Genomic DNA, 22,339 nt, shown 5'->3' on the forward strand with positions numbered 1-22,339 from the left:
CGGGGTGACGGCAGGAAACGTCAGGTCCATGTGTCTGTGGCTCCTTGGCCATCCAATGGATGAGGGATAGCATCGCTTCAGCGGAAAGCCGCGACGTCACGGCAAGGCAGCAGGGAGCAAACCATGGGGACAAGACTGGCCGGCAAGGTCGCCATCATTTCGGGTGGCGCGACAGGAATGGGCGGTGCGGCCTCGGAGCTTTTCGCGGCCGAGGGCGCCAAGGTGGCGATCGTCGACCGCAACGGCGAAGCGGCGGCGGCCACCGCAGCGGCAATCAGGCAACGCGGCCATGTCGCCGAACACTGGGTCGCCGACGTATCGGATGAGGCGCAGGTCGAAGCGGCGGTGAAGGGCGCGACGGAAAAATTCGGCCCGGTCACGGTTCTGTTCAACCACGCCGGCACCCTCGTCATCAAACCCTTCCTGGAGACCACGCTGCAGGAATGGGACTGGCTGCATGCCGTCAATGTGCGTTCGATGTTCCTGATGACGCGTGCTGTGTTGCCCGGCATGATCGCCGCCGGCGGCGGGTCCATCGTCTGCACCTCGTCGATCTCGGCGGTGGCGGCGACGCCGATGGAGGTGCTTTACGACACCACCAAGGGCGCCTGCCATATGTTCGCGCGTGCCATCGCCGTCGAGTTCCGCGACCGCAACATCCGCTGCAATGCGGTCTGTCCAGGCTTCATCAGGACACCGCATGGCCTGCGCGAGGTCGCCGATCTCGACAAACTCGGCGTCGATGTCTCCGACGCGGCAATGGCGGCGCAGCAAGGGCGGATCGGCGAGCCGGAAGAGGTCGCGAAGGCAGCCCTGTTCCTGGCCAGCGACGAGGCCAGCTTCGTCAACGGCGCCCATCTGTTCGTCGATAACGGCTTCACCGCGATGTGAAAGGCGAAGCGCCGCTACCGCTCTTCGCGCCGGAACGGCTTGAGCAGCGCCGACGGGGCCACCGCATTGCGCGACATCACCGCCATAGCGACGATGGTGAAGATGAACGGCAGCATCAGGAAGGCCTCGTAGGGGATATGGCCAAGCCCGCTCGCCTGCATACGCAACTGCAAGGCGTCAACGAAGGCAAACAGCAGTGCCGCGCCTGCCGATCGCCACGGATCCCAGCGGCCGAAAACGACGAGCGCGATTGCCACCCAGCCACGCCCCGAAACCACGCCGAAGGTGAAGGCGTTGAATTGCGCCATCGACAGGAAGGCACCGGCCAGTCCCATCAAGGCACCGCCGAGGATCACCGCCTGGAAGCGTGTTGCAATGACGCTGACGCCGGCAGAATCGGCGGCACGCGGGTTTTCGCCGACCATGCGCACCGCTAGGCCCCAAGGCGTGCGGTAGAGCACGAAGGCGGCCAGCGGTATGGCCAGCATCGCCATGTAGACCAGCGAAAACTGGTTGAACACCGCCGGCCCAAGCACCGGTATGTCGGACAGGATCGGGATCGGCAGCGTCTCGAACCCCTTGATGTTCGGTGGCACCGATTGCTGTCCGAAGATCAGCCGGTAGAGGAAATAGGCAAGGCCCGACGAGAACAGCGTCACGCCGATGCCGCAGACATGCTGGCTGAGGCCGAGCGCTACAGTGAACAGCGCGTGCACGGCGCCCATCAGCGCCCCGGTCAGCACCGCCGCGAGCACGCCAAGCCAAAGGCTGCCGCTGAGGCTCGCCGCGGTGAAGCCGGTCATCGCCGACAAAAGCATGATGCCTTCGATGCCGAGATTGAGCACCCCGGCGCGCTCGGAGAACATTTCGCCCAGCGTTGCGAAGGCCAGGGGCGTGGCGATGCGGATGATGGCGGCCAGGAAGCCGACCTGGAATATCTGCTCCAGCACCACGCTCATTTGGCTATTCCCACGCGACGGAGGCGATAGGCGGTGAACAGCAGCGCCACCAGCATGGCAAGCAATGCGGTTCCCTGAATAACATCGCTGAGGAAGGCCGGAACGCCGGTGGCCCTCGACATCGCCTCGGCGCCGGTCATGACGGCGGCAAGGAAGATCGCCGCCGGCACCACGCCGAGCGGATTGAGCCTCGCCAGCATGGCGACGACGATGCCGGAATAGCCATAGCCCGGCGAGATGTCGCTCATCACCTGGAAATGCACGCCGCCGACCTCGCCGACGCCGGCAAGGCCGGCCAATGCGCCAGACAGCAGCGCCGTCGAAATCAGCACCCGCTCGACATTGATGCCGCCATAGCGCGCCGCTTCCGGGTTTTCGCCGGTGACCCTGATGCGGAAGCCGAGCGTGGTGCGCGCGACCACGAACCAGATGACCGGTGCCGCGACCAGCGCCGCGACGACGCCGAGATGCAGCCGTGTGCCTTCGAGCAGCACCGGAAAATTGGCCGTATCCTCGATCGGCGGCGAGATCGGGTAGCCGCTGAAACTGTCCTTCCATGGCCCCTCGATCAGCGCCATCAGTGCATAGAAAATGACCGAGTTGAGCAGCAGTGAGCTGACCACGTCATCGACCCTGAATTTTACCCTCAGCGTGGCGGGGATCAGGGCGACGGCCGCGCCGGCGGCAGCGCCCGCCAGCGCCATCAGCAGCATGGCGAGCGGCCCCGGCATCGGGATTGCACCGACGGCACAGCTCGCCGCCGCACCAGCCAGCAATTGCCCTTCGGCGCCGATGTTCCAGAATTTGGCGCGGAAGGCGACTGCCACGGCCAGCCCGGTGAAGATCATCGGCGCGGCACGCACCAGCGTTTCGGTGATGGCGTAGCTGTCGCCCAAAGACGCCGAAAACATAACGCCATAAGCCTCGACGACGCCGGCGCCGGCCAGTGCGATGAGGCCGCTGCACAGGATCAGCGTCGCGCCGATAGCGAGCAGCGGCAGCGCCAGATTGAACCAGGCGGGCGTTGAGGTGCGGGCCTCGAGACGGAACATCAGGCATGGCCCTCCGCTCCGGTCATCATCAACCCGAGTCTGGCGATGCTGGCGTCGGCGCTGTTCAGCGTGCCGACGATGCGGCCTTCATACATCACCGCGATACGATCCGAGAGCATCAGCAACTCTTCCAGATCCTCGCCGATGACGATGATGCCGCAGCCCTTGGCGCGCATGTCGAGGAATTTTTCGTGGATGAAGCGCGCGGCGCCGATGTCGAGGCCGCGAGTCGGCTGCGAAACGATCAGCACCTTCGGATCGAAGGCGAGTTCGCGCGCCAAAAGCGCCTTCTGCAGATTGCCGCCGGAAAGCGCCCCGGCGCGCGTCATCGGCCCGGGGCAACGTATATCGTAGGCTTTGATCTGTGCCTCGGCGAAGGCGCGGATCCCATCCGGCTTGAGCAGGCCGTTGCGGCTGAACGCCGCCGTGCCGATGCGCGGCAGCACCATCGAATCGGCGAGCGGCAGATTGGTGACCAGCCCTGTCGTCATACGGTCTTCCGGGATGCGGCCGAGGCCGAGCGCCTGCACTGTGCTCGGCGAGAACCGCGAAACCGTTTTGCCGGCTATGGTCATCTTCCCGGCATCGGGCGCACGCACGCCGGAGATGACCTCGGCAAGCGCGCGCTGGCCATTGCCGGAGACGCCGGCGATGCCGAGGATCTCGCCGCCACGAACCGACAGCGAAACATCGCGCAGCGCCATGCCGGAATGATGCGATGTCGAGATACCGTCGAGGGTCAGCACGGCCGCACCCGGCATCGACGGTCCTCTGGCCGGAGGCACGATCTCGTGGCCGCACATCAGCCGCGCCATCTCCGAGGACGTGGTGCTGGCCGGCGCATCGACGCGGCCGGCAACGCGCCCATGCCGGAGCACGACGCAGCGATGCGTCAGCGCTCGCACCTCGTTGAGCTTATGCGAGATGAAAATGATGCCGAGCCCTTGTGCCGCCATCGAGCGCAGCGCCGAAAACAGCCCGTCGACCTCGGTTGGTGCCAACACCGCCGTCGGCTCGTCGAGGATCAGCAGCCTTGCGCCGCGAAACAGCGCCTTGACGATTTCGAGCCGCTGTTGCTCGCCGACCGACAGCGCCGAGACGGGGAGGTCCGGGTCGAGCGTCAGCCCGTGCTGGCGGCCGATCTCGGCGAGCCGCGCCAGCCCGCCGGCGCGGTCGATCCGGCCCGATCTGCCGGGAATGCCGATCAAGAGGTTCTCCAGCACCGAAAGCCGTGGTGCGAGATGAAAATGCTGGTGCACCATGCCGATGCCGACGGCCAGCGCATCGGCCGAACTGTTGATCGCCACCGACCGGCCCTGCACCAGGATCTCGCCGGCATCGGGCGCATAGGCGCCGAACAGCACGTTCATCAGCGTCGTCTTGCCGGCGCCGTTTTCGCCGAGCAGCCCGAGGATTTCACCCGGCGCGACGCTGAGATCGACGGCCTCGTTCGCCTTGACGGCGCCAAAGCTCTTGGAGATGCCGCGCATTTCAATAAGAGGGGCAGGCGTTGACAAGGGTGCTCCCGATCGGAATTGGCTTTACGGTTCAGCTTTGATCGACGGGAATGCGCTGCACCCCCCTCTGGCCTGCCGGCCATCTCCCCCTCAAGGGGGGAGATGGGATGTCACTTCGGCTTTCGCAAATCGTCAGCGCTGAAGAAGAGGTGCTGTCGGCGAAGCTGCTAATCTCCCCCCTTGAGGGGGAGATGGCCGGCAGGACAGAGGGGGGTGCGACAAGCGCCAGACCCCCAAAAGACATCGCTCAGTCCGAGACCGGCGTATTCTCATCGACGTCGACGCGGAAATTGCCGTCGAGGATCTCGGCCTTCTTCTTCTCGACCAGTTCCTTGACCTCGGCCGGCAGCGTCTTGTCGAACTTGTGATAGGGCGCGAGGTAGGAGCCGCCCTTGGCCATGCGCGAGAAATCGCCGTAATCCTGCGCGGTGAAGACGCCGGCCTTGACCAGCTTGATCGCCTGCTCGACGGTCGGATACATGTCCCAGACCGGCCCGGTGATCACGGTGTCGGGACCGAGGCTCGACTGGTCCGACATGTTGGAGATAGCGAGGATCTTCTTCTCCGCCGCCGCTTCGATGACGCCGAAGCGCTCGGCATAGATGACGTCGACGCCGGCATCGATCTGGGCGACGGCCGCTTCCTTTGCTTTTGGCGGATCGAAGAACGAACCGATGAAGGCGACCTTCTTCTTGATGTTGGGATTGACCTCCCTGGCGCCGGCAAAGAAGGCGTTGACCAGCCGGTTCACTTCCGGAATGCCCATCGCCGCGACGGCGCCGATCGTGCCCGATTTCGACATCTTTCCGGCGATCATCCCGGACAGATAGGCCGGCTCGTGGATCCAGTTGTCGAAAACGCCGAAATTCGGCTCGGCCGGCCCGGCGCCGGAGCCGAACAGGAAGGCGGTCTTCGGGAACTGCTTGGCGGTCCTGCGCGATTCGCGCTCGGCGGCGAAGGCATCCCCCAGCACCAGCTCATAGCCGCCCTGCGCATATTCGCGCATGACGCGGCTGAAATCGGCCGTCTGCACCTTCTCCGACCATTTGTATTCGATGCCGAGTTCCTTCTCGACCTTCTGCAGGGCAACATGGATCTGGTTGTCCCACGGCTCCTCGATCGGCGTGGCGAAGATAGCCGCCACTTTCAGCTTCTTGGTCTTGGCAAAGGCGCTGCCCGGCAGCATCGCCGCCGCCAGGCCGAGCGCGCCCAGTTCCAGCACGTTGCGGCGCGAAAGCTCTTCGCGTTTCGATTGGATTCTGCTCTTCCCGTTGTCCATTGCATGCCCCTCTGATTGGCGCCGTGTCGAGCCGGCTCTCTTCTCTGGAATATCAGCGAAGGAACTATGGAACGGTGCCCGGCTTTTGTCCACATGGTCAAATTTGAGTGGGTGGAACGCGCCATTAAATGGTCCGGCAAATCGACGCTTGCTCACAATCTCTCCAGCGCCACCGCGATCCCCTGGCCGACCCCGATGCACATGGTGGCAAGTGCATAGCGGGCGCCACGTTCGCGCAGCTCCAGCGCCGCCGTGCCTGATATGCGCGCGCCGGACATGCCGAGCGGATGGCCGAGCGCGATGGCACCGCCATTCGGGTTGACGTGCTCCGCATCCTCGGCAATGCCGAGCTGGCGCAGCACGGCGATGCCTTGCGAGGCAAAGGCCTCGTTGAGCTCGACGACATCGAACTGTTGTGGCTTCAGGCCGAGCCGGGCACACAGCTTCTGCGTGGCCGGCACCGGACCGATGCCCATGATGCGCGGAGCGACGCCGGCGGTGGCACCGCCGAGGATACGGGCGATCGGCGTCAACCCGTATCTTTTCGCGGCTGCTTCCGAGGCGACGATCAGCGCCGCGGCGCCGTCATTGACGCCCGAGGCATTGCCGGCCGTAACCGTGCCGCCTTGCCGGAACGGCGTCGGCAACTTGGCCAACGCTTCGATCGACGTGCCGCCGCGGGGATGCTCATCTCTGTCGACAACGACCGGATCGCCCTTGCGCTGCGCGATCGTCACCGGCGTGATTTCCTTTGCCAGCCGGCCATTGGCTTGTGCGGCTACAGCCTTGTCCTGGCTGCGCACGGCAAATGCGTCCTGGTCGGTGCGGGAGACAGCGAACTCTTCCGCCACGTTCTCGCCGGTCTCCGGCATCGAATCGACGCCGTATTGCTTCTTCATCAGCGGATTGATGAAGCGCCAGCCGATCGTGGTGTCGTAAATCTCGGCATTGCGCGAAAAGGCGGTCTCTGCCTTCGGCAGCACGAACGGAGCGCGGCTCATCGATTCGACGCCGCCTGATATCATCAGCTCCGCCTCGCCGGCCTTGATGGCGCGGGCAGCAATCATCACCGCATCCATGCCCGAACCGCAGAGACGGTTGACGGTCGAGCCCGAAACCTCCTTCGGCAGGCCGGCCAGCAGCAGCGCCATGCGCGCCACATTGCGGTTGTCCTCGCCGGCCTGGTTGGCGCAGCCATAGACGATGTCGTCGATGGCAGCCCAGTCGATGTTTGGATTGCGCTCGACCAGCGCCTTCAGAGGGATAGCGCCGAGATCGTCGGCACGGACCGCCGACAACGAACCGCCGAAGCGTCCGATCGGCGTGCGGATGTAGTCGCAGATATAGGCCTCGGCCATTATGCAGCCTTCCCGTTTGCGCTGATGATTCTGCTCCCGACCAGCCATGTTGGCCGCATTCTCCTTGAGACGAAAGCACATCTCGCCGCCGGCCGTTAGGCCAAAGAGAATTTCAGCTGCCGCCCGCCGGGAGCGGCGGATCAGCCGATGCTTTCTCCACCGTCGATCACCAGCGCCTGGCCGGTCATGAAGGACGAGCGGTCGGAGACGAGGAACAGGATCGCTTCGGCGATTTCCTCCGCGCTGGCCCAGCGCTGCATGGGAATTTTGGTGCGGACATAGTTCTCGATCGCCGCCCGCCCGCCCATCTGCGCGATGAACGGCTCGTTGAAGGGCGTATCGACCCAGCCGGGGCACAGCGCGTTGATGCGGACATTGTGTTTGGCATAGTCGAGCGACATCTGCCGGGTCATCGCCACCACTGCATGTTTTGACGTTGCGTAGGCGATCATTTCGCGGTCGTAGAACACACCCGAATTTGAGGCGGTATTCAAGATCACCCCGCCGCCTTGCGCGATCATCGACGGCATGACCAGCCTGGCCGCCAGGAACTGCGCCCGCACATTGATCCGCCAGGAGGCATCCATGCCGTCGGCGCCGACTTCGGTCAGCGTGCCGCCGACCTGGATCCCGGCATGATTGTGCAGGATGTCGATCCGCCGATGCCGGCCCAGCGTTCTCGCAATGAGCTGCTCGACCGCCGCATCCTCGCCGACGTCGGTGGCGACGGCCTCGGCCCGACCGCCGGCCGCACGAATGTCGGAAGCGGTTGCTTCCCCCGCCGCCTGGTCCCTGTCGGCGATCACCACGAGCGCACCTTCCCTGGCCATCATCATGGCCCCGGCACGCCCGATCCCCGACCCGGCACCCGTCACCACGGCGATGCGATCTCTCAGAATCATGTTTTTTATCTTTCAGTGTGATGGTTTTCGTTGCCGCAGTTGCCATTGGGCAACCACCACGAGCACAACGGAGGCGACGAGCACGATCGTCGCGATGGCATTGATCTCCGGCGTGACCCCGCGCCGGATCGAGGCGAAGACATAGATCGGCAACGTCGTCTGTGCGCCGGCGACGAAGAAGGCGACGATGAAATCGTCGAAGGAGAATGTGAAGGCGAGCAGGAAGCCGGCGATCACCGCCGGCATGATCTGCGGCAACACGATGCTGCGGAACGTCGTCAGCGGGGTGGCGTAAAGATCACTCGAGGCCTCGACCAGATTGCGGTCGAGGCTGCCGAGGCGCGTGCCGACAATCATCGCCACCAGCGCCATCGAAAACAGCCCGTGCGCGGCGATGATCGAGCCATAGCCGAGCGCCAGGCGCGGTGGCTGGTCGTTCGGCCACAGCGAAGCGACAAACGGGTTGACCACCCCGAATAGCTGGACCAGCGCGACCAGCGTCGAGATGCCGATGACGACGCCAGGAACGACGATCGCAGCACCCAAAAGCGCATCGAAGACGGCTCGCGTCTGCGCGCCGACACGCGCCAGGCCAAGCGCGGCCGCCGTGCCGCACAGCGCCGCCAGCAAGGCGCTGGTCGTGGCGATGAACAGGCTGTTCTTCAGCGCTTCGACCAGGAACGGGTTTGCCAGGGCCTTGCCGTACCATTGCACCGAGAAGCCAGTGAACTCGCTGGCGTGGTGGCCGGCGTTGAACGAAAACAGCACCACCAGCGCGATCGGCAGGTAGAGAAAGGCAAAGACCGCAACGACGAAGGCACGCATCAGATCAGGTCCACCCGGCGGGCACCCGAAAGCCGGGTCGAAATGCGGTTCGCGGCAAGCAGCACGACCACTGAAACCGCCACAAGTGTGATGGCGATTGCCGATCCAAATGGCCAGTTGCGCGATTGCAGGAACAGATCGACCAGCGCGTTGCCGATGAAGAAGACCTTGCCGCCGCCGAGTAGCGTCGGGATCAGATATTCGCCGAGCAGCAGGATCATGACCAGCGAGAAGCCGGTCATCACACCTGGCAGCGACAGCCGCAGCGTCACGCCGAGGAATGTCGAGATCGGCGTCGCGCCGAGATCGGCGGAGGCCTCCAGCAGCCGGCGGTCGAGCCGCTCGAGGCTGACATAGATCGGCAGGATCATCAGCGGCAGATAACCATAGACGATGCCGAGCAGAACCGCTCCCGGCGTGTTGATCAGCCGCACGTCCTCCATCCCGACATAGGCCAGCAGAGCTGGGATGCCGCGCCCGCCAAGCACATACATCCAGGCATAGGTTCGCATCAGCAGGCTGGTCCAGAACGGGATGACGACAAGCGCCAGCAGGATCAGCCGCCACCGTTCGGGTGCGCGCAAAGCGAGGTAATAGGCGACCGGATAGGCAACGAGAAGACAGGCCAGTGCGCCCGCCGGCGCCAGCACCATGGTGTTCCAGAAGGCGGTCGCCCGCGCCGGAAGATTGGCAAACTGCGCCAAGGTGAAAGCGGCCTGATAGCCGCCTTCCGGTGCCCGCTCGCCGACGCTGAAAACGGCGATCGCCACGAACGGCAAAACTAAAAACACCACCAGCCACGCAGTTGCTGGACCGAGCAGCAGGGCGGTCAGGAGATTGTGACGGAGGACGTTGCTGCGCATTGAAAAAACCGCCCCGGTGCCGGCGGACATCTGTCCGCCGGGTAGTTGCCTGCATCGAGCCTGTGGCCTGCCCGGTTCAAGCCGACTTGAAGCGTGCCATCAATTCGGCCCGGCCCGGATCGGTTAGCGTTGCAGCCGCACCGAATTCGAGCGGCTTCAGCAGATCCGCCGCCGGATAGAGGATCGGATTGTCCAGCACCTCCTTGGGCAGCAGCGCATTGACCCGCGCATCGGTGGAAGGCGCACCGTTGGCCAGGTGCTCCTTGACCGCGACTTTCGGATTCATCAAATAGTTGAGCAAGGCATAGCCGGCAGGCTTGTTCGGCGCATCCTTGGGTATTGCGTAGAAGTCGGTCCAGATCTCGCCGCCTTCCTTGCCAAGCACGTAGGCCATTTCGGGGATGTCGCGGTGGAGCTGCGCCCCGTCATTGGTCCAGCACATCGTCATCCAGGCGTCGCCGGCACGCATCGACGGCTGGTAGTCGCTAGAGACCGCGAACAGATGCGGCTTGACCTTCAGCAGCAATTCCTCCGCCTTGGCGAGTTCGTCCGGCTTCAGCGAGTTGAACGAGAAGCCGAAATATTTCAGCGCGTTGCCGATCGTGGTCAGCTGGTAATCATGAACCATGGTCCGGCCGTCGCCCTCCGCCATGGCCGTGTCCCAGAATTCCTTCCAGCTCGTCATCGGCTTGGTCAGTTTCTTGGTGTTGACGGCAAATCCGGTGGTGCCCCAATTCTTCGGCACAGCGTAGGTCACCCCATCAATGGTGCCTTCCCCAGTGAAGCGCGGGTCTTCTTGCGAGCCGTCATAATTGGCAAGCTTGGCCATATCCAGCGCTTCGATGATGCCAAGCTTCTTGTAAGTCGAGATCGTGTAGTTGGTCGGAACGAAAAGGCTCCAGCCCGAGGCGCCGGCCTGCAGCTTGGCCAGCATCTCCTCGTTTGACCCGAACACGTTCACCTCGACGGCAACGCCGGTTTCGGCCTTGAAATTCTCGAACGTCGCCGGGTCGTGATAATTGGGCCAGGTGGCAATCGACATGCGGTCGCCAAGCCCCTCCTGGGCGAAGGCTGGCGACGGCACGATGCCGAGTTCGCGGGCCATTACTGCCGTTGCGATGCCTAGGCCGGTGAGGCCAAGGAACTCGCGGCGGCCGATGGAACCGCGCTTGAGGCGCATCAACTGGTCGACGAATTTTTCAGGGCTTATCGGCAGTCCGTCACGATACGATTTCGACATTTTTGTTTTCCCTCTGGTTGGTCCCGTTATTCTCCGGAAACGCCAGCGGCGTTCCGGCTGTAAAGCCGACGGCGACGGGTTCACCCGGCTTGAAGAGATTTCCACCGCCAACCAGATGATCGGCCTTGGCGAGCAGTGTCCCGATGCCTTGGACCTCGATTGCATATTCCGCGGTGGAACCGAGAAAGATCCGGTTGCGGACAAGCCCGTTCAGCCGGCCGCTTCCGGGCGCGCCGAGACTTAGGGATTCAGGACGCAGGCTGACCGAGACGGCTTCGCCCTGGGCTACCGAAGTGCGCTTGCGCGCGGCGATGACGGTGCCGTCGGCAAGCGCTACCTCGACGAGCTTGCCCGAGAGCCCGACGACCTTGCCGCTCAAGAGATTGGTCTTGCCGACGAAATCGGCGACGAAGAGGTCGGCGGGTTCGTCGTAGATTTCGCTCGGCTGCCCAAGCTGGACGATGCGCCCGCCATTCATGACGCAGACGAAATCGCTCATCGACAGTGCCTCTTCCTGATCGTGGGTGACCAGGACGAAGGTGATGCCGATCTCGCGCTGCAGGTTCTGCAGCTCTATCTGCATGTCGGTGCGCAGCTTCTTGTCGAGGGCCGCCAGGGGCTCGTCGAGCAGCAGCACCGCCGGCTTGTTGACCAGCGCCCGCGCCAGGGCGACACGCTGTTGCTGGCCGCCGGAAAGCTCATGGATCTTGCGGCGTCCATAGCCGGCAAGCCGAACCATGGCGAGCGCCTCGCCTGCCTTCAGGCTGATCTCCCGCGACGACAGGCGCGGCCGCGCCTGGCGTAGGCCATAGGCGACGTTGTCCGCCACATCCAGATGCGGAAACAACGCATATTGCTGGAACACCATGTTGACCGGCCGCCGATAGGGCGGCGTGCCGGCCATGTCGCGGCCACGGATGAATACCACACCTTCGCTTGGCTGTTCGAAACCGCCGATCATGCGCAAACAGGTTGTCTTGCCGCAGCCGGACGGCCCGAGCAACGCGACAAAGGCAGACGGCGGGATGGCAAGATCGATGCCGCTGACCGCGATCACGCTGCCGTAGCGTTTGGTGACCCCGCGAAACTCAATGTCGGGCACTGCGGTCAAAGCTGCGGGCTCCAGCGGCTAGTTGGTCTCGAAACGCTATCAGAGCCAATGGCGGCTAGTATATACCTCCCAGGTGGTATATTTCGTCTATTTTCTCGTCTGGAGGGGTATGAATTGGGCGTTTCACGCAGCGATGAATACAGCCGGCTCGCTGCGCTCATCGCAGCGACGCGGGAGACGAGCGGCGAGCTTTTCGGCAAGGCGATGGTCGCCTGGCTCCGCCAGCATGTCAGCTTCGATCATTGCGTGATCTTCGGCTATCGCGGCGCCTCACGCCCGCCGCTGCTGTTCGAGACATTCTCGCCGGCCGAAAGCCACGTCTTCGTCGCGCTCTATCAGGAAGGGCCTTATCTGCTCGATCCGTTCCACCATGCGGCAGTCGAGCGCAAGGAAGGCTTTTGGCGCATGCGCGAATTGGCGCCGGATCGCTTCTATGCCAGCGAATATTACCGCTCCTATTACAGCCAGACCAGGCTTGCGGAGGAGGTCGGCTTTTTCGTGCCGCTGCCGGGAAAGGACGCGCTGGTGGTCTCGCTAATGCGATTGCGCGCTTCGGGGCCGTTCGGAACCGCCGATGCCAGGTTGCTGCGCGACATGGCGCCTGCGGTGATCAGCCTCGTCAGGCTGCGCTGGCCTACCCTTCCGGCTGACGGACCGGTTGGGACGAAGCAAGACGAGGCGATTGCTCCGGTCAGTGAGTTCGAACGTGCTCACATCTGGAAGAGCCTTTCGCTCACGCCGCGCGAACAGCATGTCGTCGATCTGGTGCTTCAGGGCCATTCCACGGAATCGATTGCCAGGGCGATGCGCATCGTGCCGGGAACCGTAAAAGTTCATCGCCGCAACATTTACCGCAAGCTCAAGATAAAGTCGCAGGCGGGTCTGTTCGCGCGTTTTGTCGAGATCATGGACGCACGGATTCGGTAGTCCCAAGTTCAGCCGGCAGCGCCGTCCCAGGAACCGGTTTCGGCCATCTGCCTGAGTCGGGGTGCCACTCGAAAGACGTCCTTGCCGGTCTGCTGGTGCCAGTGATCCAGCCGCCGGATGATCTTGTCCACGCCTTCGAGGCTCGCCCAGAACATCGGCCCGCCCTTGCCGACCGGGAAGCCGTAGCCGTTGACCCAGACGACGTCGATATCGGAGGCGCGCGCGGCAATCTTTTCCTTGAGGATTTTGGCGCCCTCGTTGATCATCGGATAGAGCGTCCGCTCGATGATCTCCTCGGCGCCGATCGTGCGCGGTGCAATACCGCGCTCGGCAGCCTTGTTGCGGATCAGCGCCTCGACATCGGGATCGGGCAGCGGCGTGCGCGAACCGCCTTCGTAGCGATAGAAGCCGCTGCCGGTCTTCTGGCCGAAATGTCTCTGTTCGCACAACGCATCGGCGATCACGGCCGTCTGGCCACGCGCCTTGCGGTTGCGCCAGCCTATGTCGAGGCCGGCGAGATCGCTCATCTCGAACGGCCCCATCGGCCAGCCGAAATCGGTGAACACCTGGTCGACCTGGCGCGGCATTGCGCCTTCCAGCAGAAGCGTCTCCAGTTCCGCACCGCGCGCCGCCAGCATGCGGTTGCCGACGAAGCCGTGGCAGACGCCGACAACGACCGGCACTTTGCCGATCCGCCGTGCCACATCGACGATGGTCGCCAGCACGTCGGGCGAAGTCTTTTCGGCGCGGACGATTTCCAAAAGCTTCATGACGTTAGCCGGCGAAAAGAAATGCATGCCGAGGAGATCTTGCGGCCGCGACGTCGACGCGGCGATTTCGTTGACGTCGAGATAGGAGGTGTTGGTGGCGAGGATCGCGCCCGGCTTGGCCACGGCATCGAGCCTGCCGAAAACATCCTTCTTGACCGCCATCTCCTCGAACACGGCCTCGACGATCAGGTCGCAATCGGCAAGATCGGCATAGTCGGTGGAACCCTTGAACAACCCAAGCCGTTGGCGCTTGGCGTCTTCGCTCAGCGAGCCGCGGATGACGGAAACGGCATAATTCTTGTTGATCGTCGCCAGCCCGCGCTGCAAGGCCTCGTGTGTCGCTTCCAGCAAGGTCACGGGGACGCCGCCGTTGGCGAACGCCATGGCGATGCCGCCGCCCATTGTGCCGGCGCCGATGACGCCGACCCGGGCGATCTTGCGCCTGGCGACGTCCTTGCCGGCAATCTTTGCCGCCTCACGTTCAGCGAAGAACAGATGCCGCTGCGCGCGTGATTGGTCCCCGGCGACAAGCTTGACGAACAGGTCGCGCTCCGCCGCCAGCGCTTCGTCGCAGGGCAGCGTCAGGGCGTTGCGGACCGACTGCGCACAGGCGATCGGCGCCTCGAGGCCGCGTGCTTTGCCGGCAAGCACTGCCGCTTCCTTGTCGAACGCCGGCAAGTCGGCCTGGTCGAGGCGATCATTGCGGTCGCGCACCGGCGTGAACGGACCGCCTTTCGCGGCCGTTTCGTTGGCGAAACTCACCGCTTGCGCGGTCAGGTCGCCATCGAAGACGGCATCCACCAGGCCGGCGGCGAGCGCCTCGGCCGCACCGATCGGCGTTCCCGAAACGATCATGCTGAGTGCCTTCAGCGGACCAACCAGGCGCGGCAGGCGAACCGTGCCGCCGCCGCCCGGCAGCAGGCCGAGCTTGACTTCCGGCAGGCCGAGCCTTGCCGTTCGGTCGGCAACACGGAAATGGCAGCCGAGCGCCAGTTCCAGGCCGCCGCCGAGCGCAGTGCCGTGAATGGCCGCGACCGTCGGCTTGGCGATGGTTTCCAGCATCGCGACTAGGGCGCCCAGGTCCGGTTGCCGCGCCGGCTTGCCGAATTCGGTGATGTCGGCGCCGGCGACGAAGGTCCGCCCGGCGCATGCTATCACGATTGCTCCGACCGACGGCTCGTCGCGCAGGGAAACGAGCGCCTGCATCAGCGGCTCGCGCACATGGAAGCTCAGCGCGTTGACCGGCGGATTGTCGATGCTCACCACCGCGACGTTGCCGTGCCTTGTAGTGCTGACGAAATCGGACACGCAAACCTCACGCAATGATGTTGGCCAATAGCGCGACGGGATTTACAGCGCTGGCATGCGGATGGGAACCACGTGTTTTGCAGGCCGGATCGATATCCCTTCGCCGCCGGGTGGCCTTGCTTTAGCGCAGCGCCTTCTGCCCGCCGGCGGCGGTGATGACGCCGACGATGATCAGCCCTGTCAGCACCAGGCGGACGCCGACGCTGACGCCGAATGTGTTGAGCATGGTCAACAGCAGCACCAGGAACAGCGCCGCGCCCCAGACCCCCGGCACATTGGCCTTGCCGCCCGCCACCGACGTGCCGCCGATGACGACGACCGCGATCGAGGCCAGCAGATACTCATTGCCGATATCGACATTGGCGCCGCGGAAATAGCCGGCGAGCAGTGCGCCGTCGAGGCCGCCGAGCGCGCCCGACAGCGTGTAGGTGAGGAAGCGGGTGCGGCCGACATTGACGCCGGCCAGCCAGGCAGCGCGGATGTTCTGGCCGATCGCCAGCACCGAGCGGCCGTAGATCATGCGCTGCAAAACGATGCCGGCGCCGATGGTGAACAGAACGGTGAGGATCGCCAGCACCGGGATGCCGAACACCTGCCAGTTGGTGAAGTCGGCAAAGCCCGGCGGCGGCTTGATCTGCAGGCCCCGCCCATAGCTGATATCGACCGACTGGATGACGAAGCTGGCCGACAGCGTCGCGATGATCGGTGGAATGCGCAGCGCCCAGATCAGCAGGTAGTTGACGGCGCCGATCGCCATGCCGCAGGCAAGCGCGGCCAGCAGGCCGACCGCGATCATCGCATCATTGCCGTCCATGACCTTCATGGCGACGGCGCTGGCAAGGCCGATATTGGCCGGCAGCGACAGGTCGACATTGCCCGGCCCGAGCGTGATGACGAACATCTGCCCGACGCCGACGATGACCGTGAAGACGGCGAGCGACAGCGCCGCCGTGATCATGCCGCCGCCACCATAGCCGCCGGTGAAGGCGATGGTCGCCAGCCACACCAGCAGTGCCCCGAAGAACGACCAGATCCAAGGTCTGGCGAGCAGTGTCCGCAGCGATGCCATGCTCACCTCTCCCTGCGGCTGATCAGCACCCGCGCCGCCAGCACGATGATCAGGATGGCGCCGTTGGCGGCGACCTGCCAGTCGGGCGGAATGTGCATGAACGTCAAGAGGGGCGATGCCGCCAGCGCCAGCGTCAACGCGCCGATGACGGCGCCGATCGGCGACACCCGGCCGCCGACGAATTCGCCGCCGCCGAGAATGACGCCGGCGATCGAAAGCAGCGTGTAGCCATTGCCGATATTGGCATCGGCCGAGGTGGTGATGCCGATCAGCGCCATGCCGGACAAAACGCCGAACAGGCCGGTCAGCGCAAACAGCGCGATCTTGGTGCGCAGCAGCGACCAGCCGGCGCGATTGAGTGCGGCTGAATTGCCGCCCGATCCACGCAGGATGACGCCGTAGGAGGTGCGCATCAGGCCAAAATGGACGACGGCCGCGATCAGCAATGCCGCGATGATCGGGAACGGAATGAAGGGTGGCTTGAAGGCCATCAGCGTCAGCAGCCAGTCCGGCGCCTTGCCGCCGGGCTTGGGCAGGATCAGGATGGCAATGCCCTGCCAGACAAAACTCATGCCGAGCGTCACCACGATAGAGGGCAGGTTGCGCAGATGGATCAGCGCGCCGAGCAGCGCGTAGACGCCGATCGACCCGAGCAGGATCACGACGCCGAGCAGCGGCGCGTCCTTCAGCCATGTCGCCGTCACGCAGCCGACGAAGCCGACAAAGGTGCCAATCGACAGATCGAGCTCGTTGCCGGCGATGACGAACATCTGCGCGATCGTCGCCAGAGCGATCGGGATCGCCAGATTGAGCATCAGGCTGAAGCCGAAATAGCTGATGGCGCGCGGGTTGAGCCAGGCGATGGCGATGAGCACCAGCGCCAGCGACAGTGCCGGCAGCAGGCTGCGCAGCATGCGCGCCCGCCTCGTGGCGCGAGCCGAAGATTTTAGCCCATTCTCGACGGATACCGCTGTCATCTCAGGCCGCATCGCCGAACGACGACTGGATGATCTTTTCCTCTGTCAGTTCGTCGCGACGAAGGTTGGCGACGATCCGGCCGTTCTTGAACACATAGATGTGGTCGCAATTGTCGAGCTCTTCGGTTTCGGTGGTGTACCAGAGGAAAGTGCGGCCATGGCGAGCCTCCTCGCGCACCAGGTCGTAGACTTCGAGCTTGGTGCCGATGTCGACGCCGCGCATCGGATCGTCCATCAGCACGATCTTGGCGTCGGAGCCGAGCGCCCGCGCGAACAGCGCCTTCTGCTGGTTGCCGCCGGACAGCGAGAAGATGTTGTTGTTCATGTCGGGCGTACGGATGCCGATTTTCCGCTGCCACAACTCGGCGAGCTCGGCTTCGCGCTGCGGCGAGATCAGGAGGCCGTTGCGCAATCGCGCCAGCGAACGGATGCCAATGTTCTCGGCAATCGACCATTGCGGAAAAATCCCGTCCGACTGGCGGTCGCCGGCAACCAGCGCCACCGGCGCGGTGACCTCGATGCCGGTCTTGGCACGGGAAGCCGCGGCAAAGATAGCCAGCAAAAGATCGGTCTGCCCATGCCCGGCAAGTCCGGCAAGGCCGATGATCTCACCGGCACGGGCGACGAGCTCGTTGCCGTCCTGCTGTCGCGTCGGGCGCGCCCGGACCCGCAGCGGGCCGGGCTCCGGCTTGCCGCTCGCAATCTCTGCGGCGGTCTTCTCGCGCGCCTCCGCTCCGCCCATCGCCGTCACCAGCCTGTCGCGGTCGAAGGCGTCGGCCTGCCCGGCGGCGACCACCTTGCCGTCGCGCATCACCACGATGCGGTCGGCATTTCCGAGCACTTCACCCAACACATGCGAGATCAGGATGCAGCTCTTGCCGGCGGCGATGAAGCGGCGCACGAACGCCAGCAGCTGGCCGGCGGTATGCGCGTCGAGCGAGGATGTCGGCTCGTCGAGGATAACCAGCTCGATCGGCTCCTGCGTGACCGTGAAGGCGCGCGCCACCTCCACCATCTGCCGGCTGGTGATGGAAAGATCACCGACGATGTCGGATGCCGAGATGCTGTGGCCGGGGAAGATCTCGTCGAGCTTGGCGGCGATCAGATCGGCCGCCTTGCGCCGCCAGCCGAAGCCATGCAGCGACGCGTGGTTGATCCGCGTGTTCTCGGCGACGCTGAGGTTCGGGCAGAGCGACAGCTCCTGGAACACACAGCGTATGCCGAGCTGCTGCGCGCGCGGCACCGAATAACTTGCCTCGACACGGCCGCGGACCGCGATCTGCCCGCTGTCGGGGGCAAGCGTGCCCGCCACCATATGCATGAGCGTCGATTTTCCGGCGCCGTTATGGCCGACGAGACCGACGCATTCTCCGGCACGAACGCTGAAATCGACACCGGCGAGCGCCCTGACGGCGCCGAAATGTTTTTCGGCTCCGTCCAGTCTTATGATGTCCAAACTGACGGCGCCGAAAAGCTTTTCGGCGCCGTCCGGCATGATGATGTCTGCATTGGCCTCGGGCATCCCTCAACGATACCCGGTTATCCGTGGCGGCAACAATAGCGCCATGCTCACTTGATGTTGGCCTTGATCGCCGCGATGGCGTCTTCCTGCGTGTATTCGTGGCTGGCGACGCCGCCCTTCGGAATCTTCGGCAGCGCGGCCTCGAAATCGTCCTGGGTGAAGGCAAGATAGGGCACCAGCAGGTCGTGCGGCACGTCGGTGCGGCCGTCGAGCACCTGCTGCGCCACCCAGAAGGCAAGCGTCGATACGCCCGGTGCGATCGATGCCGACCAGGTCTTGTAACCGTCCTTTTCCTTCTGCTCCTTCCACCACTGCAACTCGTCCTGGCGATTGCCCATGATGATGGTCGGGCGTGGCTTGCCGGCGGCGGCGAAAGCCTGCGCCGCGCCGTAGCCGTCACCGCCCTGGTCGACGACCCCGACAACATCCGGCAGCGAAGGCAGGATCGTCGCTACGGCTTTCTGTGCCGTGGTCTGGTCCCAGTCGCCGGTCACCGAGCCGACGATCTTGAACTCGGGATGGGCAGCGACGCCTTCGAGGATGCCGGCATGGATGGCATCGTCGATCGAGGTGCCGGCGAGGCCGCGGATTTCCAGCAGGTTGCCGCCCTTGGGCTGGAACTTGGCCATCTGCTCGACTTCCTGCTTGCCCATGTCCTTGAAGTCGACGACGACGCGGTAGGCGCAGGGTTCGGTGACGATACCGTCGAAGGAGACGACGACGATGCCGGCGTCGCAGGCCTGCTTGATGGCGCCGTTGAGCGCATCCGGAGATGCCGCGTTGATGACGATGGCGTCATAGCCCTGCAGGATCAGGTTCTGTACCTGGGCTGCCTGCGTCGGCACTTCCTTGTCGGCCGTCGTGAAGACGTCCGCGGCGCCGACCACCTTGTCGGCAACCGCCTTCTTGGTAACGATGGCGTAGCTGTCCAGCATCGCCTGCCGCCAGGAATTGCCGGCGTAATTGTTGGAGAAGGCGATTTTCTTGCCGCTGGTATCGGCAAGCGCGGTACCTGCGGCGAGCATCGCCGCAAGAGCCCCCAAAGCGAATATTTTCCTCATGTCATACTCCTCCCGTGAGTTGCTGTCTTACTGGTGGTTAATGGCTGGCTCGTGGGTATTGGCTGATACGCTCACAATCTTGTTTTTTATCTATTATCAGACAAATGCAGATAGGCGGCAAGCTGTCAACATCAAACCATGGCCGGCGATCAACTTGCGGTGCAATCATTGAAACCGGTTCGACTCCTGGTCTAGGGATGGCACTGGAGACCGATTTGGATGGCGACGAACCTTGCCCCGGGTGCACCCGGCATTCCGGCACGCTGGACCTCGAGCGCCAAGAGCGGCGTCGGCACCGCGCTCTCGCCGGCCTGCCCGATCTGGTTCACCATCAGCCACGGTATCCTCAACGAGATCTACTACCCGCGCCTCGATAGCGCCTGCACCCGCGATCTGGGGCTGATCGTCACCGGACCCGACGGCTATTTCTCGGAAGAAAAACGCGATGCCGAACACAGTATAGAACCCCTGGCGGACGGGGTGCCTGCCTACCAGCTGGTCAACACCGCAAGCGATGGAACCTACAGGATCGAAAAGCGCATCCTGACGGATCCGGAACGTCCCGTCTTGCTGCAGGAGATTATGTTCACGCCGCTCAAAGGCGCGGCCGCCGACTACCGCGTCTACGCGCTGCTGGCACCGCACCTCGTCAACGCCGGCATGGGCAACACCGCCTGGATCGACGACCATGAAGGACAGCCTGTCCTGTTTGCATCGGGACGCGGCACCTGCCTGGCGCTCGCCTCGTCGGTGCCGTGGAAGGCGTGCTCGGCCGGCTATGTCGGCGTCTCCGACGGCTGGCAGCAGCTTGGTCAAGGCGGCCGGCTCGATCCGGCCTGCCGCAGGGCCGAGGACGGCAATGTCGCGCTGACCGGCGAGATCGCCTTTTCGGCTGCGAACCCAAAAATATTGCTGGCGCTGGGCTTCGGCACGACGCCGCAACAGGCGGCGGAAACCGCTTTCGCCAGCCTGAGGCAAGGTTTTGAGCCCGCAGCCGGATCCTACGTCGACAAATGGCGCAAATGGCAGGCCGGATTGCTGCCGCTGGACCGGCATGCGGCGTCCGGCCTCAACAGCTACCGCCTCAGCACGGCGGTGCTGGCGACACACCGGTCGTCCGCCGGAGCAGCCGTTGCCAGCCTGTCGATCCCGTGGGGCTTCAACAAGGGCGACGACGATCTCGGCGGCTATCACCTGGTCTGGCCGCGCGATCTGGTCGAAACCGCCGGCGGCTTCCTCGCCGCCGGCGACCCGGCGGAAGCCTTGCGCATCCTTGGCTATCTGCGCTCGATCCAGCAGCCGGACGGCCATTGGCCGCAGAACGCCTGGCTCGACGGATCGGACTATTGGCCGGGCATCCAGATGGACGAATGCGCCTTCCCGCTGCTGCTTGCCGACGCACTGCGCCGCGCCGGCCATTTGCCGCCTGCCGCACTCTCCTCCTTCATGCCGATGATCGAGCGCGCTACCGCCTATGTCGTGCGCAATGGCCCGGTCACCGGCGAGGACCGTTGGGAAGAAGACGCCGGCTACAGCCCGTTCACGCTTGCCGTCGAGATCGCCGCATTGCTGGCGGCTGCCGACATCTTCGATACCGCCGGCAAAACAGAGCCGGCAAACTATCTGCGCGAAACCGCCGATGTCTGGAACGATCAGATCGAGCGCTGGACCTACGTCGCCGGCACCGCCGCATGCGAGCAAGCCAGCGTCGAAGGCTACTATGTCCGCATCGCCCCGCCCGACAAAGCCGGCGCGGCATCGCCGAAAGACGGCTACGTCCCGATCAAGAACCGCCCGCCGGCCGATACGGACCGGCCGGCCAAGGCGATCGTCAGCCCGGATGCGCTGGCGCTGGTCCGCTTCGGCCTCAGGGCGGCCGACGATCCGCGCATCCTCGACACGGTCAAGGTCATCGACGCGCAATTGCGCTGCGAGCTGCCGCAGGGCCCGCTCTGGTACCGCTACAATGGCGACGGCTATGGCGAGCATGCCGACGGCGCGCCCTTCGATGGAACCGGCCGGGGCCGGCCCTGGCCGCTGCTGGTCGGCGAGCGCGCTCATTACGAGTTGGCGGCAGGCCGCAGGGATAGTGCGGCAAGCCTGCTCAGGACGTTCGAGAACTCTGCCGGACCGGGCGGCCTGCTACCGGAGCAGGTCTGGGACGGTCCCGACATGCCGGAGCGCGAATTGCGGCATGGCGGGCCCTCCGGCAGCGCCAAGCCGCTGGTCTGGGCGCATTCCGAGCACATCAAGCTGCTGCGGTCGCTGCGCGACGGCACGGTGTTCGACATGCCGCCGCAAGGCGTCAAGCGCTATATCGAGGGCAGGACGGTGTCGCGCTTCAGGGCATGGCGCTTCAACCACAAGATCCGTACCATCCCGGCAGGCAAGGCGCTGCGCATCGAACTTCTGGCCCGGGCGGTGGTTCATTGGAGCAGCGACAATTGGGCAACCGTCCATGACACCGAGACCACCGCGAATGCTTTCGGCATCCATCTTGCGGAATTGCAGGTTGCCGAGATTGCTCCAGGCAATAGCCCGGGCAATAGCATTGTCTTCACTTTCTTCTGGCCCGATAGCGGCCATTGGGAGAATGCTGACTTTTCTGTCGGCATCGGCGATACAGGATAGAGCATGACCCCGCAAAGTGGAGACCGGTTTTCGGACAAGATCATGCTTCAATCACGGCGCCACTAGATCATCGATCC

The 22,339-nt window shown here is 64.3% G+C and carries 18 protein-coding genes; 3 read left to right on the forward strand and 15 right to left on the reverse strand.

Annotated features, from left to right (window positions below):
- The first annotated feature begins 123 nt into the window (after window positions 1-123).
- Window positions 124-891, forward strand: coding sequence for an SDR family NAD(P)-dependent oxidoreductase (locus NKJ15_RS25665; protein WP_352470743.1), 768 nt, complete (start codon window positions 124-126; stop codon window positions 889-891).
- Between the two features lie 14 nt (window positions 892-905).
- Here the strand turns inward: NKJ15_RS25665 and NKJ15_RS25670 are convergent, their stop codons facing one another.
- From NKJ15_RS25670 to NKJ15_RS25715, 10 genes are all read right to left on the reverse strand, one after another.
- On the reverse strand, window positions 906-1,850 hold the full coding sequence (locus NKJ15_RS25670; RefSeq protein ID WP_023678177.1) for an ABC transporter permease: 945 nt from the start codon (window positions 1,848-1,850) through the stop codon (window positions 906-908).
- Window positions 1,847-2,902: an ABC transporter permease gene (locus tag NKJ15_RS25675; protein WP_352540873.1), complete on the reverse strand. Its 1,056-nt coding sequence runs from the start codon at window positions 2,900-2,902 to the stop codon at window positions 1,847-1,849. Before NKJ15_RS25675 ends, NKJ15_RS25670 begins: the two co-directional genes overlap by 4 nt.
- Window positions 2,902-4,392: an ABC transporter ATP-binding protein gene (locus NKJ15_RS25680; protein WP_502900019.1), complete on the reverse strand. Its 1,491-nt coding sequence runs from the start codon at window positions 4,390-4,392 to the stop codon at window positions 2,902-2,904. The genes NKJ15_RS25675 and NKJ15_RS25680 overlap by 1 nt, the downstream gene beginning before the upstream one ends.
- Before the next feature lie 274 nt (window positions 4,393-4,666).
- Window positions 4,667-5,698, reverse strand: coding sequence for a BMP family protein (locus NKJ15_RS25685; RefSeq protein WP_352818330.1), 1,032 nt, complete (start codon window positions 5,696-5,698; stop codon window positions 4,667-4,669).
- Between the two features lie 152 nt (window positions 5,699-5,850).
- The gene (gene pcaF / locus NKJ15_RS25690; RefSeq protein WP_352818333.1) at window positions 5,851-7,056 is read right to left on the reverse strand and encodes a 3-oxoadipyl-CoA thiolase; all 1,206 of its coding nucleotides are present in this window, start codon (window positions 7,054-7,056) and stop codon (window positions 5,851-5,853) included.
- 140 nt (window positions 7,057-7,196) lie between these two features.
- Window positions 7,197-7,958: an SDR family NAD(P)-dependent oxidoreductase gene (locus tag NKJ15_RS25695; RefSeq protein WP_352540870.1), complete on the reverse strand. Its 762-nt coding sequence runs from the start codon at window positions 7,956-7,958 to the stop codon at window positions 7,197-7,199.
- 12 nt (window positions 7,959-7,970) lie between these two features.
- Window positions 7,971-8,783 (reverse strand): ABC transporter permease, encoded by an 813-nt coding sequence (locus NKJ15_RS25700; RefSeq protein WP_352818336.1) that lies wholly within the window; start codon window positions 8,781-8,783, stop codon window positions 7,971-7,973.
- Window positions 8,783-9,646: an ABC transporter permease gene (locus tag NKJ15_RS25705; RefSeq protein ID WP_352451300.1), complete on the reverse strand. Its 864-nt coding sequence runs from the start codon at window positions 9,644-9,646 to the stop codon at window positions 8,783-8,785. The genes NKJ15_RS25700 and NKJ15_RS25705 overlap by 1 nt, the downstream gene beginning before the upstream one ends.
- A gap of 76 nt (window positions 9,647-9,722) precedes the next feature.
- Window positions 9,723-10,886: an ABC transporter substrate-binding protein gene (locus NKJ15_RS25710; protein ID WP_352818339.1), complete on the reverse strand. Its 1,164-nt coding sequence runs from the start codon at window positions 10,884-10,886 to the stop codon at window positions 9,723-9,725.
- On the reverse strand, window positions 10,867-11,997 hold the full coding sequence (locus NKJ15_RS25715) for an ABC transporter ATP-binding protein (protein ID WP_352704942.1): 1,131 nt from the start codon (window positions 11,995-11,997) through the stop codon (window positions 10,867-10,869). Before NKJ15_RS25715 ends, NKJ15_RS25710 begins: the two co-directional genes overlap by 20 nt.
- Before the next feature lie 114 nt (window positions 11,998-12,111).
- On the opposite strand from NKJ15_RS25715, the gene NKJ15_RS25720 reads away from it, so the two are divergent.
- Complete coding sequence (locus tag NKJ15_RS25720; protein ID WP_292657193.1) at window positions 12,112-12,924, forward strand: helix-turn-helix domain-containing protein; 813 nt, start codon at window positions 12,112-12,114, stop codon at window positions 12,922-12,924.
- Window positions 12,925-12,932: 8 nt separating this feature from the next.
- Here NKJ15_RS25720 and NKJ15_RS25725 read toward each other — a convergent pair whose 3' ends face one another.
- From NKJ15_RS25725 to NKJ15_RS25745, 5 genes are all read right to left on the reverse strand, one after another.
- The gene (locus NKJ15_RS25725) at window positions 12,933-15,002 is read right to left on the reverse strand and encodes a 3-hydroxyacyl-CoA dehydrogenase NAD-binding domain-containing protein (RefSeq protein ID WP_352818343.1); all 2,070 of its coding nucleotides are present in this window, start codon (window positions 15,000-15,002) and stop codon (window positions 12,933-12,935) included.
- A gap of 121 nt (window positions 15,003-15,123) precedes the next feature.
- Complete coding sequence (locus NKJ15_RS25730; protein WP_023678189.1) at window positions 15,124-16,071, reverse strand: ABC transporter permease; 948 nt, start codon at window positions 16,069-16,071, stop codon at window positions 15,124-15,126.
- 2 nt (window positions 16,072-16,073) lie between these two features.
- Window positions 16,074-17,048, reverse strand: coding sequence for an ABC transporter permease (locus tag NKJ15_RS25735; RefSeq protein ID WP_352818346.1), 975 nt, complete (start codon window positions 17,046-17,048; stop codon window positions 16,074-16,076).
- 1 nt (window position 17,049) lies between these two features.
- The gene (locus tag NKJ15_RS25740) at window positions 17,050-18,543 is read right to left on the reverse strand and encodes a sugar ABC transporter ATP-binding protein (RefSeq protein ID WP_352818420.1); all 1,494 of its coding nucleotides are present in this window, start codon (window positions 18,541-18,543) and stop codon (window positions 17,050-17,052) included.
- A 74-nt stretch (window positions 18,544-18,617) separates the two neighbouring features.
- On the reverse strand, window positions 18,618-19,631 hold the full coding sequence (locus tag NKJ15_RS25745; protein ID WP_352481006.1) for an ABC transporter substrate-binding protein: 1,014 nt from the start codon (window positions 19,629-19,631) through the stop codon (window positions 18,618-18,620).
- A gap of 219 nt (window positions 19,632-19,850) precedes the next feature.
- On the opposite strand from NKJ15_RS25745, the gene NKJ15_RS25750 reads away from it, so the two are divergent.
- The gene (locus NKJ15_RS25750) at window positions 19,851-22,262 is read left to right on the forward strand and encodes a glucan 1,4-alpha-glucosidase (RefSeq protein ID WP_352818349.1); all 2,412 of its coding nucleotides are present in this window, start codon (window positions 19,851-19,853) and stop codon (window positions 22,260-22,262) included.
- Window positions 22,263-22,339: the final 77 nt, after the last annotated feature.

Origin of the sequence: Mesorhizobium sp. M0207 (assembly GCF_040321995.1) — a bacterium.
Taxonomy (GTDB): domain Bacteria; phylum Pseudomonadota; class Alphaproteobacteria; order Rhizobiales; family Rhizobiaceae; genus Mesorhizobium.

Excerpts from the sequence above, each read along its gene's own strand:
- NKJ15_RS25665 (WP_352470743.1), top strand. The coding sequence starts at position 124 with ATGGGGACAAGACTGGCCGGCAAGGTCGCCATCATTTCGGGTGGCGCG.
- NKJ15_RS25670 (WP_023678177.1), bottom strand. The coding sequence starts at position 1,850 with ATGAGCGTGGTGCTGGAGCAGATATTCCAGGTCGGCTTCCTGGCCGCC.
- NKJ15_RS25675 (WP_352540873.1), bottom strand. The coding sequence starts at position 2,902 with ATGTTCCGTCTCGAGGCCCGCACCTCAACGCCCGCCTGGTTCAATCTG.
- NKJ15_RS25680 (WP_502900019.1), bottom strand. The coding sequence starts at position 4,392 with ATGCGCGGCATCTCCAAGAGCTTTGGCGCCGTCAAGGCGAACGAGGCC.
- NKJ15_RS25685 (WP_352818330.1), bottom strand. The coding sequence starts at position 5,698 with ATGGACAACGGGAAGAGCAGAATCCAATCGAAACGCGAAGAGCTTTCG.
- pcaF (WP_352818333.1), bottom strand. The coding sequence starts at position 7,056 with ATGGCCGAGGCCTATATCTGCGACTACATCCGCACGCCGATCGGACGC.
- NKJ15_RS25695 (WP_352540870.1), bottom strand. The coding sequence starts at position 7,958 with ATGATTCTGAGAGATCGCATCGCCGTGGTGACGGGTGCCGGGTCGGGG.
- NKJ15_RS25700 (WP_352818336.1), bottom strand. The coding sequence starts at position 8,783 with ATGCGTGCCTTCGTCGTTGCGGTCTTTGCCTTTCTCTACCTGCCGATC.
- NKJ15_RS25705 (WP_352451300.1), bottom strand. The coding sequence starts at position 9,646 with ATGCGCAGCAACGTCCTCCGTCACAATCTCCTGACCGCCCTGCTGCTC.
- NKJ15_RS25710 (WP_352818339.1), bottom strand. The coding sequence starts at position 10,886 with ATGTCGAAATCGTATCGTGACGGACTGCCGATAAGCCCTGAAAAATTC.
- NKJ15_RS25730 (WP_023678189.1), bottom strand. The coding sequence starts at position 16,071 with ATGGCATCGCTGCGGACACTGCTCGCCAGACCTTGGATCTGGTCGTTC.
- NKJ15_RS25735 (WP_352818346.1), bottom strand. The coding sequence starts at position 17,048 with ATGACAGCGGTATCCGTCGAGAATGGGCTAAAATCTTCGGCTCGCGCC.
- NKJ15_RS25740 (WP_352818420.1), bottom strand. The coding sequence starts at position 18,543 with ATGCCGGACGGCGCCGAAAAGCTTTTCGGCGCCGTCAGTTTGGACATC.
- NKJ15_RS25745 (WP_352481006.1), bottom strand. The coding sequence starts at position 19,631 with ATGAGGAAAATATTCGCTTTGGGGGCTCTTGCGGCGATGCTCGCCGCA.
- NKJ15_RS25750 (WP_352818349.1), top strand. The coding sequence starts at position 19,851 with ATGGCGACGAACCTTGCCCCGGGTGCACCCGGCATTCCGGCACGCTGG.